This is a genomic window from Microbacterium ginsengisoli (genome assembly GCF_000956535.1).
Taxonomy (GTDB): domain Bacteria; phylum Actinomycetota; class Actinomycetes; order Actinomycetales; family Microbacteriaceae; genus Microbacterium; species Microbacterium ginsengisoli.
Genome location: NZ_JYIY01000064.1, coordinates 18,809 through 34,292, shown reverse-complemented (window position 1 = coordinate 34,292; position 15,484 = coordinate 18,809). Strand labels below are relative to the sequence as shown.

23 protein-coding genes are annotated in these 15,484 nt (G+C 67.4%); all 23 read left to right on the top strand.

The window, feature by feature from the left end; all coding sequences use genetic code 11:
- Positions 1-2: 2 nt before the first annotated feature.
- The 23 genes from RR49_RS04195 (at position 3) to rplR (ending at position 15,472) form a co-directional block, all read left to right on the top strand.
- The gene (locus RR49_RS04195; RefSeq protein ID WP_045246816.1) at positions 3-1,685 is read left to right on the top strand and encodes a DUF5684 domain-containing protein; all 1,683 of its coding nucleotides are present in this window, start codon (positions 3-5) and stop codon (positions 1,683-1,685) included.
- Positions 1,682-2,254 carry a hypothetical protein gene (locus RR49_RS04190; RefSeq protein WP_045246815.1) on the top strand — a complete coding sequence of 191 codons (573 nt, stop codon included), beginning with the start codon at positions 1,682-1,684 and terminating at the stop codon, positions 2,252-2,254. Before RR49_RS04195 ends, RR49_RS04190 begins: the two co-directional genes overlap by 4 nt.
- A 290-nt stretch (positions 2,255-2,544) precedes the next feature.
- A complete protein-coding gene (rpsL, locus tag RR49_RS04185) occupies positions 2,545-2,913 on the top strand; it encodes a 30S ribosomal protein S12 (protein WP_045246814.1) in 369 nt (122 codons plus the stop codon).
- Between the two features lie 5 nt (positions 2,914-2,918).
- Positions 2,919-3,389, top strand: a complete 471-nt coding sequence (rpsG, locus tag RR49_RS04180; protein ID WP_045246813.1) for a 30S ribosomal protein S7 — start codon at positions 2,919-2,921, stop codon at positions 3,387-3,389.
- Positions 3,390-3,470: 81 nt separating this feature from the next.
- Positions 3,471-5,585, top strand: a complete 2,115-nt coding sequence (gene fusA, locus RR49_RS04175) for an elongation factor G (RefSeq protein WP_045246812.1) — start codon at positions 3,471-3,473, stop codon at positions 5,583-5,585.
- Between the two features lie 168 nt (positions 5,586-5,753).
- Entirely contained in the window at positions 5,754-6,947 is a 1,194-nt protein-coding gene (gene tuf, locus RR49_RS04170; RefSeq protein ID WP_045246811.1) for an elongation factor Tu, read from the top strand.
- A gap of 449 nt (positions 6,948-7,396) precedes the next feature.
- Positions 7,397-7,705, top strand: coding sequence for a 30S ribosomal protein S10 (rpsJ, locus tag RR49_RS04165; protein ID WP_045246810.1), 309 nt, complete (start codon positions 7,397-7,399; stop codon positions 7,703-7,705).
- An 8-nt stretch (positions 7,706-7,713) separates the two neighbouring features.
- Positions 7,714-8,373, top strand: coding sequence for a 50S ribosomal protein L3 (gene rplC / locus RR49_RS04160; protein WP_045246809.1), 660 nt, complete (start codon positions 7,714-7,716; stop codon positions 8,371-8,373).
- 4 nt (positions 8,374-8,377) lie between these two features.
- The gene (gene rplD, locus RR49_RS04155) at positions 8,378-9,037 is read left to right on the top strand and encodes a 50S ribosomal protein L4 (protein ID WP_045246808.1); all 660 of its coding nucleotides are present in this window, start codon (positions 8,378-8,380) and stop codon (positions 9,035-9,037) included.
- Positions 9,034-9,333: a 50S ribosomal protein L23 gene (rplW, locus tag RR49_RS04150; RefSeq protein WP_045246807.1), complete on the top strand. Its 300-nt coding sequence runs from the start codon at positions 9,034-9,036 to the stop codon at positions 9,331-9,333. Before rplD ends, rplW begins: the two co-directional genes overlap by 4 nt.
- Before the next feature lie 23 nt (positions 9,334-9,356).
- A complete protein-coding gene (gene rplB / locus RR49_RS04145) occupies positions 9,357-10,196 on the top strand; it encodes a 50S ribosomal protein L2 (protein WP_045246806.1) in 840 nt (279 codons plus the stop codon).
- A gap of 11 nt (positions 10,197-10,207) precedes the next feature.
- Complete coding sequence (gene rpsS, locus RR49_RS04140) at positions 10,208-10,489, top strand: 30S ribosomal protein S19 (RefSeq protein ID WP_045246805.1); 282 nt, start codon at positions 10,208-10,210, stop codon at positions 10,487-10,489.
- Positions 10,490-10,529: 40 nt separating this feature from the next.
- Positions 10,530-10,922: a 50S ribosomal protein L22 gene (gene rplV, locus RR49_RS04135; protein WP_045246804.1), complete on the top strand. Its 393-nt coding sequence runs from the start codon at positions 10,530-10,532 to the stop codon at positions 10,920-10,922.
- The gene (rpsC, locus tag RR49_RS04130; RefSeq protein ID WP_045246803.1) at positions 10,922-11,683 is read left to right on the top strand and encodes a 30S ribosomal protein S3; all 762 of its coding nucleotides are present in this window, start codon (positions 10,922-10,924) and stop codon (positions 11,681-11,683) included. The genes rplV and rpsC overlap by 1 nt, the downstream gene beginning before the upstream one ends.
- A complete protein-coding gene (rplP, locus tag RR49_RS04125; protein ID WP_045246802.1) occupies positions 11,683-12,102 on the top strand; it encodes a 50S ribosomal protein L16 in 420 nt (139 codons plus the stop codon). The genes rpsC and rplP overlap by 1 nt, the downstream gene beginning before the upstream one ends.
- Positions 12,102-12,416 carry a 50S ribosomal protein L29 gene (rpmC, locus tag RR49_RS04120; RefSeq protein ID WP_045246801.1) on the top strand — a complete coding sequence of 105 codons (315 nt, stop codon included), beginning with the start codon at positions 12,102-12,104 and terminating at the stop codon, positions 12,414-12,416. Before rplP ends, rpmC begins: the two co-directional genes overlap by 1 nt.
- Positions 12,416-12,742, top strand: coding sequence for a 30S ribosomal protein S17 (rpsQ, locus tag RR49_RS04115; protein ID WP_045246800.1), 327 nt, complete (start codon positions 12,416-12,418; stop codon positions 12,740-12,742). The genes rpmC and rpsQ overlap by 1 nt, the downstream gene beginning before the upstream one ends.
- Positions 12,743-12,777: 35 nt before the next feature.
- Complete coding sequence (gene rplN, locus RR49_RS04110) at positions 12,778-13,146, top strand: 50S ribosomal protein L14 (RefSeq protein WP_045246799.1); 369 nt, start codon at positions 12,778-12,780, stop codon at positions 13,144-13,146.
- A gap of 2 nt (positions 13,147-13,148) precedes the next feature.
- The gene (gene rplX / locus RR49_RS04105; protein WP_045246798.1) at positions 13,149-13,508 is read left to right on the top strand and encodes a 50S ribosomal protein L24; all 360 of its coding nucleotides are present in this window, start codon (positions 13,149-13,151) and stop codon (positions 13,506-13,508) included.
- A complete protein-coding gene (gene rplE / locus RR49_RS04100) occupies positions 13,508-14,098 on the top strand; it encodes a 50S ribosomal protein L5 (RefSeq protein WP_045246797.1) in 591 nt (196 codons plus the stop codon). Before rplX ends, rplE begins: the two co-directional genes overlap by 1 nt.
- Positions 14,099-14,168: 70 nt before the next feature.
- Positions 14,169-14,567, top strand: coding sequence for a 30S ribosomal protein S8 (gene rpsH / locus RR49_RS04095; protein ID WP_045246796.1), 399 nt, complete (start codon positions 14,169-14,171; stop codon positions 14,565-14,567).
- Positions 14,568-14,573: 6 nt separating this feature from the next.
- Positions 14,574-15,110 (top strand): 50S ribosomal protein L6, encoded by a 537-nt coding sequence (rplF, locus tag RR49_RS04090; RefSeq protein ID WP_045246795.1) that lies wholly within the window; start codon positions 14,574-14,576, stop codon positions 15,108-15,110.
- Between the two features lie 2 nt (positions 15,111-15,112).
- Entirely contained in the window at positions 15,113-15,472 is a 360-nt protein-coding gene (gene rplR / locus RR49_RS04085; RefSeq protein ID WP_045246794.1) for a 50S ribosomal protein L18, read from the top strand.
- The last annotated feature ends 12 nt before the right edge of the window (positions 15,473-15,484 follow it).

The following is a 15,484-nucleotide window of genomic DNA, read 5'->3' as shown; positions in this document are numbered from 1 at the left end:
ACATGTCGAACTCGTCCACTCTGGCCATCGTGCTGGTGCTGTACCTCGTGATCGTTGTGGCCCTGTACGTCTGGGTCGCGTTGTCGCTGTCCGCCGTGTTCCGCAAGGCGGGCGTCGAGAGCTGGCGCGCGTGGGTGCCGGTGTTCAACATCGCGAGCCTCCTGCAGCTCGGCGGGCTCTCGCCGTGGCTGGTGCTGCTGGGGCTCGTGCCGGTGTTCGGCTGGCTCTTCCTCTGGGTCGTCGTGGTCGTCGCGGCGCACCGCGTCAACCAGGGTTTCGGGCTCGGCAGCGGGTTGACCGTGCTCGCGGCGCTGCTCTTTCCGGTGTGGGCGACCGTCGTCGGATTCGGCTCCGCTCGATGGATAGCGGGTCCGGTCGCCGGTCCCGTCCGCTCATCGCTGCGGGCGCCTGCACGCGTGTCGTCGCCGATGGATGCCGCGGCGCCCCCGTCGTCCGCCGCGCCACTGCCGGCTCCGGCAGACCTCGCGGTCGCCGATGATGCCGCCCGTCCCGCATCGACCGGTGCGGCGCCTGCCGCGCCGCTTCCCCCCGCGGCCGCGACTGCCGCTTCCGCGCCGACGCCGGCCGCCGCCGCGGCGGCCCCTGCCGCGTGGACTCCGCCGACGACGCCGCCTGCGGCGCCCGCATCCTCCGTCCCTGCGGTCGCCGAGACCCCGTGGCAGGCGCCCGCCGCGCCGTCCCCCGCGCCGGGCTCGTCGATCTTCGCGGACCTGTGGCCGGAGGAGGACAGCGAGCGGTTCGACCGACCCACCTCGGAGTCCCCGGCCCCCGCGTCAGCGGCACCGACACCGCCGGCTGAGGTGCCGGTGGATGCGAACGGTTTCCCTGCCCGCCCCGTCTTCGGGGACGGCCGTGACGAGATCGACGAGCTGAGCGCGGGCATCTCGTTCCGCTCGGTGCCCTCGGCTCCGGTGTCGTCGGTCCTGCCCGCCGATCGTGGCGACGCACTGGTCCCGCCGATGCGTTCCGACGAGCCCGTCGCCGACAACGAGACGGTCGATCTCTCCGATGCGGCCTCGGGTGCGCGCCGGGCCTCCGCCGCCGTCGACGATCCCGCGAGTCCCGTGCCGTGGCGCGCCCCCGAGGCGACCGGCGGCCTCTCCGACACGACGGATGCCCCGTCTCTCACCCGTTCGCCGGCGCGGGGGGCGTGGCAGCCCCCGATCGTCGACCCGGTGTTCCCCGAGATCACCGGCGAGGTCTCGGCGGTGGCCGGAGCGCCCGTCGCCGGGGTGCCGCGTTCGGCGGCCGGCGCGGTCTCGGCGCAGTGGCATGCCGAGGACGACCTCGAGGACGGGGCCGACGCGACGGTGATCGCCCGGCGGAGGAAGGTGCGCTGGTCGCTTGCCACCGCCCGGAACGCGAGCGTGGAACTGACCGCCGACGTCGTCATCGTGGGGCGCCGGCCCGCCGCCGATCCCGCGCATCCCGGTGCGCAGCTGGTGCCGCTGAGCGATGACACCAGGACGGTGTCCAAGACCCATGCGCTTCTGCGCCTGCAGAGCGACCGGTGGTACATCACCGATCTGCACTCGACGAACGGCGTGCTGTTCTCCACCGTCATGGGCACCGACGTCGAGATCGAGCCGGGGGTCGAGGCGGAGGCAGGTGACCGGTTCTTCCTCGGCGACGTCGAGGTGCGGCTGAACCGGGTCGAGGGGTGAGCGATCCGCTCGACGATCGCACCGAGCTCAGCGCTCGGCGGGTCGATCCGGCCGACGATCGCACCCAGGTGAGTGCTCGGCGGGCCGACCCTGTCGACGATCGCACCGAGCTCAGCGCTCGGCGGGCCGACCCTGCCGGCGACCGCACCGAGGCGAGTGCGAGGCGGGCCGCGGCATCCGTCGCCGGAGTCCAGCCGCCGGTCGCGGACCCACCTGAGGAGGCGACCGCGGTCTCGGCCCGTCGGGTGCCCGACGACGTCACGGCACCTCGGGTCTCGCGGCGAGCCACCCCGCCCGTGCCCGGCGCTCCCGACGCGCTGTTCCCCGCACGTGAGGGTCGCGCGCCGGCCGCGGATTCGCCGATCTATCGCCCGCGTCCGCCCGCCGCGGTGTTCGCCGAGCGGGCCCCCGCGCCGGTGCGCCCCGCGCAGCATCGGGTGGATGGGGCATCCGTCATCGCGGCTCGTCGTCGTGCCGCACGCAGGCGCCTCGCCGTGCTGATCATCGCCGCCGCGGGCCTCGCGGTGCTCGGGGTGGCGGTGGCCGTGCTGCTGCTGGTGTTCCGGTGAATCCGCGCGTTTGACCGACCCCGAAAATCCCGCGTATCATTGATCGGGTGTGCGCCCAAGCGCGCCCTGTGCTGTGCCCCGGTGCAACGCAGGCGTTCATCGCCCACACATCTCAGGGAAGGGCCTGCGAACAGGTCACCCCCACGGCATATCCATCACAGAACGCGGTGCAGTCATTCTGCGCCGCCGATGGATCCACGTGAGCCCGGAGCGACACGGAACGCAAAGAACCGTGACGAGCCGGGGGAGACACGAACGCTGTCACCGTGCAGCACAAACAAGGAGAGAACGTGCCAACCATTCAGCAGTTGGTTCGCAAGGGCCGGTCGCCGAAGGTCTCCAAGACCAAGGCTCCCGCACTGAAGTCGAACCCGCAGCAGGCGGGCGTCTGCACCCGCGTGTACACGACGACCCCGAAGAAGCCGAACTCGGCGATGCGCAAGGTCGCCCGTGTGAAGCTCCGCAACGGCGTCGAGGTCACCGCCTACATCCCCGGTGAGGGCCACAACCTGCAGGAGCACTCGCTCGTGCTCGTGCGCGGCGGCCGTGTGAAGGACCTTCCCGGTGTCCGCTACAAGATCGTCCGCGGCGCGCTCGACACGCAGGCCGTGAAGAACCGCAAGCAGGCCCGTAGCCGCTACGGCGCGAAGAAGGGTTGAGTTAGATGCCTCGTAAGGGTCCCGCCCCTCGCCGCCCCGTCGTCAACGACCCGGTCTACGGCGCTCCGATCGTCACCCAGCTCGTCAACAAGATCCTTGTCGACGGCAAGAAGTCCCTCGCCGAGTCGATCGTCTACGGCGCCCTCGCCGGCGTCGAGTCGAAGAACGGCCAGGACGCGGTCACCACGCTCAAGAAGGCGCTCGACAACGTGCGCCCCACCCTCGAGGTCAAGAGCCGCCGCGTCGGCGGCTCGACCTACCAGGTTCCCGTCGAGGTCAAGGCGCACCGCGCCAACACCCTCGCGCTGCGCTGGCTCGTGAGCTACGCGAAGGGCCGTCGTGAGAAGACGATGACCGAGCGTCTGCAGAACGAGATCCTCGACGCGTCGAACGGTCTCGGTGCCGCGGTCAAGCGCCGTGAGGACACCCACAAGATGGCCGAGTCGAACCGCGCCTTCGCGCACTACCGCTGGTAACAGCCCCCTGCCGGCTCCGGAGCCTCGTGCCCCGGAGCCGGCACCCCCGCGACATCCCTCCCTCTACGTAAGGAAGAACCCGTGGCACAAGAAGTGCTCACCGACCTCACGAAGGTCCGCAACTTCGGCATCATGGCGCACATCGATGCCGGAAAGACGACGACGACCGAGCGCATCCTCTTCTACACGGGCATCACCCACAAGATCGGGGAAGTGCACGACGGTGCGGCGACGATGGACTGGATGGCCCAGGAGCAGGAGCGCGGCATCACGATCACGTCGGCCGCGACCACGTGCTTCTGGAACGGCATCCAGCTCAACATCATCGACACCCCCGGTCACGTGGACTTCACGGTCGAGGTCGAGCGCAACCTTCGCGTGCTCGACGGCGCCGTCGCCGTCTTCGACGGCAAGGAGGGCGTGGAGCCCCAGTCCGAGACCGTGTGGCGCCAGGCCGACAAGTACGACGTCCCCCGCATCTGCTTCGTCAACAAGATGGACAAGCTCGGCGCGGACTTCTACTTCACCGTCGACACCATCGTGAAGCGCCTGGGCGCGAAGCCGCTCGTGCTGCAGCTTCCGATCGGTGCCGAGTCCGACTTCCTCGGTGTCATCGACCTCGTCGAGATGCGCGCCCTGGTGTGGCCCGGCGACGCCAAGGGTGACGTGACCATGGGCGCCAAGTACGAGGTGCAGGAGATCCCCGCCGACCTCGCCGACAAGGCCGCCGAGTACCGCGAGAAGCTGCTCGAGACCGTCGCCGAGAGCGACGAGGCCCTCCTCGAGAAGTACTTCGGCGGTGAGGAGCTCACGGTCGACGAGATCAAGGGCGCCATCCGCAAGCTCACGATCGCCAGCGAGCTCTACCCGGTGCTCTGCGGCTCGGCGTTCAAGAACCGCGGCGTGCAGCCGATGCTCGACGCGGTCGTGGACTACCTCCCGTCGCCGCTCGACATGCCGGCCGTCGAGGCTCACGACCCGAAGGACGAGGAGAAGGTGATCCTGCGTCACGCCGACGCCACGGAGCCCTTCGCCGCTCTTGCGTTCAAGATCATGACGCACCCCTTCTTCGGTCGACTCACCTACATCCGCGTCTACTCGGGCGGACTCGACTCCGGCGCCCAGGTCATCAACTCGACCAAGGGCAAGAAGGAGCGCATCGGGAAGATCTTCCAGATGCACGCCAACAAGGAGAACCCGGTCGACTCGGTCACCGCCGGTCACATCTACGCGGTCATCGGCCTCAAGGACACCACCACCGGTGACACCCTGAGCGACCCGAGCCAGCAGGTCGTGCTCGAGTCGATGACCTTCCCCGACCCGGTGCTCGAGGTGGCCATCGAGCCGAAGACCAAGGCCGACCAGGAGAAGCTGGGTCTCGCGATCCAGAAGCTCGCCGAAGAGGACCCGACGTTCCGCGTCGAGCAGAACTCGGAGACCGGCCAGACCGTCATCAAGGGCATGGGCGAGCTGCACCTCGACATCCTGGTCGACCGCATGAAGCGCGAGTTCAAGGTCGAGGCCAACGTCGGCAAGCCGCAGGTCGCCTACCGCGAGACCATCCGCAAGGAGGTCGAGCGTCACGACTACACCCACAAGAAGCAGACGGGTGGCTCGGGCCAGTTCGCGAAGATCCAGTTCAAGCTGGAGCCTCTCGAGGTCACGGCCGAGCAGACGTACGAGTTCGTCAACGCCGTCACCGGTGGACGCATCCCGCGCGAGTACATCCCGTCGGTCGACGCCGGTTTCCAGGACGCCATGAACGTCGGCGTGCTCGCCGGCTACCCGATGGTCGGTGTCAAGGCGACCCTCACCGACGGTGCGGCGCACGACGTCGACTCGTCGGAGATGGCGTTCAAGATCGCCGGCTCGATGGGCTTCAAGGAGGCCGCCCGCAAGGCCAACCCGGTTCTTCTCGAGCCGGTCATGGCCGTCGAGGTGCGTACCCCCGAGGAGTACATGGGTGACGTCATCGGCGACCTGAACTCCCGCCGCGGACAGATCCAGTCGATGGAGGATGCCTCGGGCGTCAAGGTCGTGCGTGCCCAGGTGCCGCTGTCCGAGATGTTCGGCTACATCGGCGACCTGCGCTCGAAGACCTCGGGTCGCGCCGTCTACTCGATGGTGTTCGACAGCTACGCCGAGGTCCCGCGCGCCGTCGCGGACGAGATCATCCAGAAGAACAAGGGCGAGTGATCGCCTGGATGTCGCGGGCGCTGCGGTGCCCGCGACATCCCTTCCGGATCCCACAACTTCACATGAACCAACCAAAAACCTCTCTACTACACTGAGAACCATCCCCGTAGCGAACCGGTCGCAATCCAGCGACCGGGGCATCTACACGACCGTCCTGAGGAGGACCCAGTGGCTAAGGCCAAGTTCGAGCGGACCAAGCCGCACGTGAACATCGGAACGATCGGTCACGTCGACCACGGCAAGACCACGCTCACCGCCGCAATCTCGAAGGTGCTCGCCGACAAGTACCCGTCGGCCACCAACGTGCAGCGCGACTTCGCGTCGATCGACTCGGCTCCCGAGGAGCGTCAGCGCGGTATCACGATCAACATCTCGCACGTCGAGTACGAGACCCCGAAGCGTCACTACGCTCACGTCGACGCCCCCGGTCACGCCGACTACATCAAGAACATGATCACCGGTGCCGCCCAGATGGACGGCGCGATCCTCGTGGTCGCCGCCACCGACGGCCCGATGGCTCAGACCCGCGAGCACGTGCTGCTCGCCAAGCAGGTCGGCGTGCCCTACCTGCTGGTCGCGCTCAACAAGAGCGACATGGTCGACGACGAGGAGATCCTGGAGCTCGTCGAGCTCGAGGTTCGCGAGCTGCTGTCGTCGCAGGACTTCGACGGTGACAACGCTCCGGTCGTCCGCGTCTCGGGTCTGAAGGCTCTCGAGGGCGACGCCGAGTGGACCGAGAAGATCATCGAGCTCATGGACGCTGTCGACGAGTCGATCCCGGACCCGGTGCGCGACAAGGACAAGCCGTTCCTCATGCCGATCGAGGACGTGTTCACGATCACCGGTCGTGGCACCGTCGTCACCGGCCGTGCCGAGCGTGGCACGCTGGCGATCAACTCCGAGGTCGAGATCGTGGGTCTGCGCCCGACGCAGAAGACGATCGTCACGGGTATCGAGATGTTCCACAAGCAGCTCGACGAGGCCTGGGCCGGCGAGAACTGTGGTCTGCTCCTGCGCGGCACCAAGCGTGACGACGTCGAGCGCGGCCAGGTCGTCGTGAAGCCCGGTTCGGTCACCCCGCACACGAACTTCGAGGGCACCGCGTACATCCTGTCCAAGGACGAGGGTGGCCGCCACAACCCGTTCTTCACGAACTACCGCCCGCAGTTCTACTTCCGCACCACCGACGTGACCGGCGTCATCACGCTGCCCGAGGGCACCGAGATGGTCATGCCCGGTGACACCACCGACATGACGGTCGAGCTGATCCAGCCCATCGCCATGGAAGAGGGCCTCGGCTACGCGATCCGTGAGGGTGGCCGCACCGTCGGCGCCGGCACGGTGACGAAGATCATCAAGTAAGCACTGCGCTTCCTGCGACGGGGTCGGGCCTTCGGGTCCGGCCCCGTCGTCGTTGTAGCGGGCGGATGCCGCGGAACGACGCGGATGCCGCGACACGCCCGGGTTTGCGACACGCCCGGGCTGCACGTACACTAGTGAGGTTCCACATTCCGGGGCTGTTGTCGCGCGTGAGCGCGGTTCCTCCGGATCACTGCCAGGGCAGTGCATAGGCAGCGCGACAGCGCGGGTCTAGGCCGCGGGCAGCAGAACATCCCACCAAACTCCACGATCCGGAAACGGTCGGCGCACGCGTGCGTGCGGAGAGCGGTGGCCGGGTGGAGACATCCGGCATGACACCAGAACAGCGGTGCAGGATCCGCGAGAGCGGAAGAAGTGCCATGGCGCGCGAGCGCCACCGTGCGTCCGATGCGTTCACGACGTAAGACGCGAGAAAGAGAGTGAGCAGACAAATGGCGGGACAGAAGATCCGCATTCGCCTGAAGTCGTACGATCACGCGGGCCTCGACAGCTCCGCGCGCAAGATCGTCGACACCGTGACCCGTGCCGGCGCGACCGTGGTGGGCCCCGTGCCCCTGCCGACCGAGAAGAACGTCGTGGTCGTCATCCGGTCGCCCCACAAGTACAAGGACAGCCGCGAGCACTTCGAGATGCGCACCCACAAGCGCCTCATCGACATCATCGACCCGACGCCCAAGGCCGTCGACTCGCTGATGCGTCTCGACCTCCCGGCCGATGTCAACATCGAGATCAAGCTCTGAGGCCCACGATGACTGACATCAACTCCAAGGTTTCGAAGGGTCTGCTGGGAACCAAGCTCGGCATGACCCAGGTCTGGAACGAGAACGGCAAGCTCGTTCCCGTCACCGTCATCCAGGTGACGCCCAACGTCGTGACGCAGATCCGCACCGTCGAGAAGGACGGCTACAACGCCGTTCAGATCGCCGCGGGCCAGATCGACCCCCGCAAGGTCACCAAGCCCCTCGGGGGCCACTTCGAGGCAGCCGGCGTCACGCCGCGCCGCCACGTGACCGAGATCCGCACCGCCGACGCCTCCGACTACTCACTCGGTCAGGAACTGACGGCTGAGGGCGTGTTCGAGTCGGGCCAGCTGGTCGACGTCGTCGGCACCAGCAAGGGCAAGGGCACCGCCGGTGTCATGAAGCGCCACAACTTCAAGGGTGTCTCCGCGTCGCACGGTGCGCACCGCAACCACCGCAAGCCCGGTTCGATCGGCGCCTCGTCGACCCCGAGCCGCGTCTTCAAGGGCATGCGCATGGCCGGCCGTATGGGTGGCGAGCGCGTGACCGTCCTCAACCTCACGGTGCACGCCGTCGACGCCGAGAAGGGTCTGCTGCTCGTCAAGGGCGCCGTCCCCGGTGCCCGCGGCCGCCTCGTGTACGTCCGCAACGCAGTGAAGGGGGCCTGAGTCCATGTCTGACACGACTCTCGCGCTCGACGTCCACAGCGCCGCCGGCACGAAGGCCGGCTCGGTGGAGCTTCCCGCCGCGCTCTTCGACGTCAAGACCAACGTCCCGCTCATCCACCAGGTCGTCGTGGCGCAGCTCGCCGCGGCTCGCCAGGGCACTCACTCGACCAAGCGTCGCGGTGAGGTCTCCGGTGCCGGCCGCAAGCCCTTCAAGCAGAAGGGCACGGGTAACGCCCGTCAGGGTTCGATCCGCGCGCCGCACATGACCGGTGGTGGCATCGTCCACGGCCCGAAGCCGCGCGACTACTCGCAGCGCACCCCCAAGAAGATGATCGCCGCCGCGCTCCTCGGTGCGCTGAGCGACCGCGCTCGCGGCGAGCGTCTTCACATCGTCGACTCGTTCGCGATCGACGGTGCACCTTCGACGAAGGCTGCGGCTGCGGTTCTCACCGCTCTCGCGCCGACGAAGAACGTGCTCGTCGTCGTCGAGCGCGATGACGAGCTCACGCTCAAGAGCGTGCGCAACATCTCGTACGTGCACGTGCTCTCGTTCGACCAGCTGAACGCCTACGACGTTCTGGTCTCCGACGACATCGTGTTCACCAAGGCCGCCTACGACGCGTTCGTCGCGGCGAAGACGGCCACTGAGGAGGTCTCCGCATGAGCACCGTCGGCAAGGACCCGCGCGACATCATCCTGAAGCCGGTCGTCTCCGAGAAGAGCTACGGGCTCATCGACGAGGGCAAGTACACGTTCCTCGTGGACCCGCGCTCGAACAAGACCGAGATCAAGCTCGCGATCGAGAAGATCTTCGGCGTCCAGGTGGCGTCGGTCAACACGATCAACCGCACGGGCAAGGCCCGTCGCACCCGCTTCGGCGTGGGCAAGCGCAAGGACACCAAGCGCGCCATCGTCACGCTCAAGTCGGGCACCATCGACATCTTCACGAGCGTCGGCTGACGTCGGGATAGAGGACTAGAGAAATGGCTATTCGCAAGTACAAGCCCACGACCCCCGGTCGTCGCGGCTCGTCGGTCGCCGACTTCGCCGAGATCACGCGTTCGACGCCGGAGAAGTCGCTGCTGCGCCCGCTCGCCAAGACCGGTGGCCGCAACAACCAGGGCCGCATCACCACCCGTCACATCGGTGGTGGCCACAAGCGTCAGTACCGCGTCATCGACTTCCGTCGCAACGACAAGGACGGCATCAACGCGAAGGTCGCTCACATCGAGTACGACCCCAACCGCACCGCGCGCATCGCGCTCCTGCACTACGTCGACGGCGAGAAGCGTTACATCCTCGCCCCGAACAAGCTGCAGCAGGGCGACGTGATCGAGTCCGGTCCCGCGGCCGACATCAAGCCCGGCAACAACCTGCCGCTGCGCAACATCCCCACCGGTACCGTCGTGCATGCCATCGAGCTGCGCCCGGGCGGCGGCGCGAAGCTCGCCCGCTCGGCCGGCGCCGGTGTGCGTCTCGTCGCGAAGGACGGCCCCTACGCCCAGCTGCGTCTCCCCTCGGGTGAGATCCGCAACGTCGACGCACGCTGCCGCGCCACGATCGGCGAGGTCGGCAACGCCGAGCAGTCGAACATCAACTGGGGCAAGGCGGGCCGCAAGCGCTGGCTCGGCGTGCGTCCCACCGTCCGTGGTGTCGCGATGAACCCGGTCGACCACCCGCACGGTGGTGGTGAGGGCAAGACGTCCGGTGGTCGTCACCCCGTCACGCCGTGGGGTCAGGCGGAGGGTCGTACCCGTCACGCCAACAAGGAAAGCGACAAGTACATCGTCCGCCGTCGCACCGCCGGCAAGAAGCGCAAGTAGGAGTCAAGAAGATGCCACGCAGTCTGAAGAAGGGCCCCTTCGTCGACGAGCACCTGCTTCGCAAGGTTGTCTCGCAGAACGAGGCGGGTTCGAAGAACGTCATCAAGACCTGGTCGCGTCGCTCGATGATCATCCCGGCCATGCTCGGGCACACGATCGCCGTGCACGACGGTCGCAAGCACATCCCCGTGTTCGTGACCGAGACCATGGTCGGCCACAAGCTGGGCGAGTTCGCGCCCACCCGCACCTTCCGCGGCCACGAGAAGGACGACAAGAAGGGTCGCCGCCGCTGACGCGGGGGCGCTCCTGGAGAGAGAAAGAGGAGGAGAGAACATGGTGGAATCCATCGCACGCGTGAAGCACATCCGCGTGACCCCTCAGAAGGCTCGTCGTGTCGTCGCGCTCATCAAGGGCAAGCAGGCCGGTGAGGCCCTCGCCATCCTGAAGTTCGCGCCGCAGAGTGCGTCCGAGCCGATCTACAAGCTCGTCGCCTCGGCTGTCGCGAACGCTCGCGTGAAGGCCGACCAGCTCAACGAGTACCTGGACGAGCAGGACCTGTACGTGAAGAACGCGTACGTCGACGAGGGCACGACGCTCAAGCGTTTCCAGGCCCGCGCGCAGGGCCGTGCCTTCCAGATCAAGAAGCGCACGAGCCACATCACGGTCGTGCTCTCGACCCCCGAGGTCGCCGAGACCTCGGCCGCTGCGAAGAAGGCGAGCAAGTAATGGGACAGAAGGTCAACCCGTACGGCTTCCGCCTCGGCATCACCACCGACCACGTGTCGCGGTGGTTCTCCGACTCGACGAAGCCGGGTCAGCGTTACGCCGACTACGTGGCCGAGGACATCAAGATCCGCAAGCTGCTCCTCACGAGCCTCGACCGTGCCGGTGTGAGCAACATCGAGATCGAGCGCACCCGTGACCGCGTGCGCGTCGACATCCACACCGCCCGCCCGGGCATCGTGATCGGTCGCCGCGGCGCCGAGGCCGAGCGCATCCGTGCCGACCTCGAGAAGCTCACCGGCAAGCAGATCCAGCTCAACATCCTCGAGGTCAAGAACCCCGAGGCCGACGCCCAGCTCGTCGCTCAGGGCATCGCCGAGCAGCTCTCGGCTCGTGTGGCGTTCCGTCGCGCGATGCGCAAGGGTCTGCAGGGCGCCCAGCGCGCCGGCGCCAAGGGCATCCGGATCCAGGTCTCGGGCCGCCTCGGCGGCGCGGAGATGAGCCGGTCGGAGTTCTACCGCGAGGGTCGGGTGCCGCTGCACACGCTGCGCGCGAACATCGACTACGGCTTCTACGAGGCCAAGACCACGTTCGGCCGCATCGGTGTGAAGGTCTGGATCTACAAGGGCGATCTCACCAACAAGGAACTCGCTCGCGAGCAGGCGAACGCGCCCAAGTCCCCCCGTGGTCGCGATGACCGCGGCGGCGACCGTCGTCGCGGTCCCCGCAACGAGGCCCCCGTGGCAGAAGGAGCGTCGGCATAATGCTCATCCCCCGCAAGGTCAAGTACCGCAAGCAGCACCACCCGGGGCGCGATGGCCAGGCGACCGGCGGCACGAAGGTGTCGTTCGGTGAGTTCGGCATCCAGGCTCTGACCCCCGCCTACGTGACCAACCGTCAGATCGAGTCCGCTCGTATCGCGATGACTCGTCACATCAAGCGTGGCGGCAAGGTGTGGATCAACATCTACCCCGACCGTCCGCTCACCAAGAAGCCGGCCGAAACCCGCATGGGTTCCGGTAAGGGTTCGCCGGAGTGGTGGGTCGCCAACGTCAAGCCGGGCCGTGTCCTCTTCGAGGTCGCCGGCGTCAACGAGCAGCTCGCTCGCGAGGCCCTCCAGCGGGCCATCCACAAGCTGCCTCTCAAGGCACGAATCATCAAGCGCGAGGAGGGCGACGCGTAATGGCTGTCGGCACCAAGCAGCTCGCCCCGAGCGAGCTCGACACGTTCGAGAACGAGCGCCTCGTTGAGGAGCTCCGCAAGGCCAAGGAGGAGCTGTTCAACCTGCGCTTCCAGTCGGCCACCGGCCAGCTCGAGAGCCACGGCCGCATCCGCGCCGTGAAGCGCGACATCGCCCGCATCTACACCGTGATCCGCGAGCGCGAGCTCGGTATCCGTGCCACCCCGGTGGCCGCGGCTCCGGCGAAGAAGGCCAGCAAGAGCAAGGCGAAGAAGACCGAGGATGCCCCGGCTCCCGCCGAAGGAGAGGCTGAGTGATGGCCACCACGAAGAAGACCGCTGAGGCGACCGAGGTCGTCGAGCACGGCGCCCACGATGTCCGCGAGGAGGGCGCGCGCGGTTACCGCAAGGCCCGCCGCGGCTACGTCGTCAGCGACAAGATGGACAAGACGATCGTCGTCGAGGTCGAGGACCGCGTGAAGCACCCGCTCTACGGCAAGGTCATCCGCCGCACCTCGAAGGTCAAGGCGCACGACGAGGCGAACTCCGCCGGCATCGGCGACCTGGTCCTCATCAACGAGACCCGTCCGCTCAGCGCCACCAAGCGCTGGCGCCTGGTCGAGATCCTCGAGAAGGCCAAGTAAGCCCTCGCGGCTGCTTGGAACCCAAGGAGTAAGAAGTGATTCAGAACGAGTCCCGCCTCAAGGTCGCCGACAACACCGGCGCCAAGGAGCTGCTGACGATTCGTGTGCTGGGCGGCTCCAACCGGCGTTACGCGGGCCTGGGCGACGTGATCGTCGCCACGGTCAAGGACGCGATCCCCGGTGGAAACGTCAAGAAGGGCGACGTGGTCAAGGCCGTCGTCGTCCGCACCGTCAAGCAGACCCGTCGTCCCGACGGTTCGTACATCAAGTTCGACGAGAACGCCGCCGTGATCCTGAAGAACGACGGGGAGCCCCGCGGCACCCGCATCTTCGGCCCGGTCGGTCGTGAGCTTCGCGACAAGAAGTTCATGAAGATCGTCTCGCTCGCCCCGGAGGTCATCTGATCATGGCGAACATCAAGAAGGGTGACCTGGTTCAGGTCATCTCGGGCGCCAAGCCCGAGCGCGGCGGAGACCGCGGCAAGCAGGGCAAGGTCCTCGAGGTCCTCGTCGAGCAGAACCGCGTCATCGTCGAAGGCGTGAACTACGTCACCAAGCACACCCGCGTCGGCCAGACCGACCGCGGCACCAAGACGGGTGGCATCGAGACCGTCGAAGCCCCCATCCACATCTCCAACGTCGCGCTGGTCGACCCCTCGACCAAGAAGCCGACCCGCGTGGGCCACCGCGTGGAGGAGAAGGTCAAGGACGGCGTGAAGCGCACCGTGCGCGTCCGCTACGCGAAGAAGTCAGGTAAGGACCTCTGATGAGCACCGCTACTGCCGCGGCGGCTGGCAAGATCCAGCCCCGCCTGAAGCAGATCTACAAGAACGAGATCCAGAAGAAGCTGCAGGAAGAGTTCCAGTACGCGAACGTCATGCAGATTCCCGGCCTCGTGAAGGTCGTCGTCAACACCGGTGTCGGTGAGGCGGCTCGTGACAGCAAGGTGATCGATGGTGCGGTCGACGACCTCACCAAGATCACCGGCCAGAAGCCGATCGTCACCAAGGCCCGCAAGTCCATCGCGCAGTTCAAGCTGCGCGAGGGCCAGGCCATCGGTGCCCACGTCACCCTGCGCGGCGACCGCGCGTGGGAGTTCATCGACCGCCTGGTGAACCTCGCCCTGCCCCGCATCCGCGACTTCCGCGGCCTCTCGGACAAGCAGTTCGACGGTCACGGCAACTACACGTTCGGTCTGCAGGAGCAGTCGGTCTTCCACGAGATCAACCAGGACCGCATCGACCGCGTGCGTGGTTTCGACATCACGATCGTCACCACCGCGTCCACCGACGACGAGGGCCGTGCGCTCCTGCGTCACCTCGGCTTCCCGTTCCGCGGAGCGGACGCCCAGGCGTAACACCCATCCACCACAGGTCGAGTGCCGTGTACGGCTCCTCGAAACCTGGTGAACAAAGGAAACAACACTCATGACGATGACAGACCCGGTCGCAGACCTGCTGACCCGTCTGCGCAACGCGAACTCGGCTCACCACGACGCCGTCTCGCTGCCGAGCTCGAAGCTCAAGACGCACATCGCCGAGATCCTCAAGCAGGAGGGCTACATCTCGGATTGGGGCGTCGCTGAGGCTCGCGTGGGCCAGACCCTCACCCTCACGCTGAAGTACGGCCCGAACCGCGAGCGGTCGATCGCCGGCATCAAGCGCGTGTCGAAGCCCGGCCTGCGCGTGTACGCCAAGTCGACCGAGCTTCCCAAGGTGCTCGGCGGACTCGGCGTCGCCATCCTGTCCACCTCCTCGGGCCTCCTCACGGACCGCCAGGCTGAGCAGAAGGGCGTGGGTGGGGAAGTCCTCGCCTACGTGTGGTGACCTGACATGTCTCGTATCGGACGTCTTCCCATCGACATCCCCGCCGGCGTCACTGTGACCGTCGAGGGCCAGGATGTCGCGGTCAAGGGCCCCAAGGGCGAGCTCACGCTCGCCGTGGCCCGCCCCATCGAGGTCAAGGTCGAGGAGAACCAGGTTCTCGTCACCCGCCCCGATGACGAGCGCGAGTCGCGGTCGCTCCACGGCCTGACCCGCACGCTCATCAGCAACAACATCGTCGGCGTGACCCAGGGCTACTCCAAGGGCCTCGAGGTCGTCGGCACCGGTTACCGCGTGGCCCAGAAGGGCTCCTCGGTCGAGTTCGCCCTCGGCTTCTCGCACCCGGTCCTCGTCGACCCGCCGGCCGGCATCACGTTCACCGTCGAGGGCAACAACAAGCTCACAGTCAGTGGCATCGACAAGCAGGCCGTCGGCGAGGTGGCCGCCAACATCCGCAAGATCCGCAAGCCCGAGCCCTACAAGGGCAAGGGTGTGCGCTACGCCGGCGAGGTCGTTCGGCGCAAGGCCGGAAAGGCTGGTAAGTAACCATGGCTACGACTTCCAAGTCCGCCTCGCGCTCGCGCCGTCACGCGCGTCTGCGCAAGAAGGTCGTGGGCACCGAGGCGCGTCCGCGCCTGGTCGTCACCCGGTCTGCGCGCCACGTGTTCGTGCAGCTCGTCGACGACAGCAAGGGCCACACCGTGGCATCCGCCTCGACGCTCGAGGTCGACCTGCGCTCGTTCGAGGGTGACAAGACCGCCAAGGCGCGCAAGGTCGGCGAGCTCGTCGCCGAGCGCGCCAAGGCCGCCGGTGTCGCCGACGCCGTGTTCGACCGCGGTGGCAACCGCTACGCGGGTCGCGTCGCGGCGATCGCCGACGGCGCCCGTGAAGGGGGGCTGAACCTGTGAGTGACAACAAGG

What these genes read in the sequence shown, in the direction of transcription:
- RR49_RS04195 (WP_045246816.1), top strand. Translation starts at nt 3, where the DNA reads ATGTCGAACTCGTCCACTCTGGCCATCGTGCTGGTGCTGTACCTCGTG.
- rpsG (WP_045246813.1), top strand. Translation starts at nt 2,919, where the DNA reads ATGCCTCGTAAGGGTCCCGCCCCTCGCCGCCCCGTCGTCAACGACCCG.
- rpsJ (WP_045246810.1), top strand. Translation starts at nt 7,397, where the DNA reads ATGGCGGGACAGAAGATCCGCATTCGCCTGAAGTCGTACGATCACGCG.
- rplC (WP_045246809.1), top strand. Translation starts at nt 7,714, where the DNA reads ATGACTGACATCAACTCCAAGGTTTCGAAGGGTCTGCTGGGAACCAAG.
- rplD (WP_045246808.1), top strand. Translation starts at nt 8,378, where the DNA reads ATGTCTGACACGACTCTCGCGCTCGACGTCCACAGCGCCGCCGGCACG.
- rplW (WP_045246807.1), top strand. Translation starts at nt 9,034, where the DNA reads ATGAGCACCGTCGGCAAGGACCCGCGCGACATCATCCTGAAGCCGGTC.
- rplB (WP_045246806.1), top strand. Translation starts at nt 9,357, where the DNA reads ATGGCTATTCGCAAGTACAAGCCCACGACCCCCGGTCGTCGCGGCTCG.
- rpsS (WP_045246805.1), top strand. Translation starts at nt 10,208, where the DNA reads ATGCCACGCAGTCTGAAGAAGGGCCCCTTCGTCGACGAGCACCTGCTT.
- rplV (WP_045246804.1), top strand. Translation starts at nt 10,530, where the DNA reads ATGGTGGAATCCATCGCACGCGTGAAGCACATCCGCGTGACCCCTCAG.
- rpsC (WP_045246803.1), top strand. Translation starts at nt 10,922, where the DNA reads ATGGGACAGAAGGTCAACCCGTACGGCTTCCGCCTCGGCATCACCACC.
- rplP (WP_045246802.1), top strand. Translation starts at nt 11,683, where the DNA reads ATGCTCATCCCCCGCAAGGTCAAGTACCGCAAGCAGCACCACCCGGGG.
- rpmC (WP_045246801.1), top strand. Translation starts at nt 12,102, where the DNA reads ATGGCTGTCGGCACCAAGCAGCTCGCCCCGAGCGAGCTCGACACGTTC.
- rpsQ (WP_045246800.1), top strand. Translation starts at nt 12,416, where the DNA reads ATGGCCACCACGAAGAAGACCGCTGAGGCGACCGAGGTCGTCGAGCAC.
- rplX (WP_045246798.1), top strand. Translation starts at nt 13,149, where the DNA reads ATGGCGAACATCAAGAAGGGTGACCTGGTTCAGGTCATCTCGGGCGCC.
- rplE (WP_045246797.1), top strand. Translation starts at nt 13,508, where the DNA reads ATGAGCACCGCTACTGCCGCGGCGGCTGGCAAGATCCAGCCCCGCCTG.
- rpsH (WP_045246796.1), top strand. Translation starts at nt 14,169, where the DNA reads ATGACGATGACAGACCCGGTCGCAGACCTGCTGACCCGTCTGCGCAAC.
- rplF (WP_045246795.1), top strand. Translation starts at nt 14,574, where the DNA reads ATGTCTCGTATCGGACGTCTTCCCATCGACATCCCCGCCGGCGTCACT.
- rplR (WP_045246794.1), top strand. Translation starts at nt 15,113, where the DNA reads ATGGCTACGACTTCCAAGTCCGCCTCGCGCTCGCGCCGTCACGCGCGT.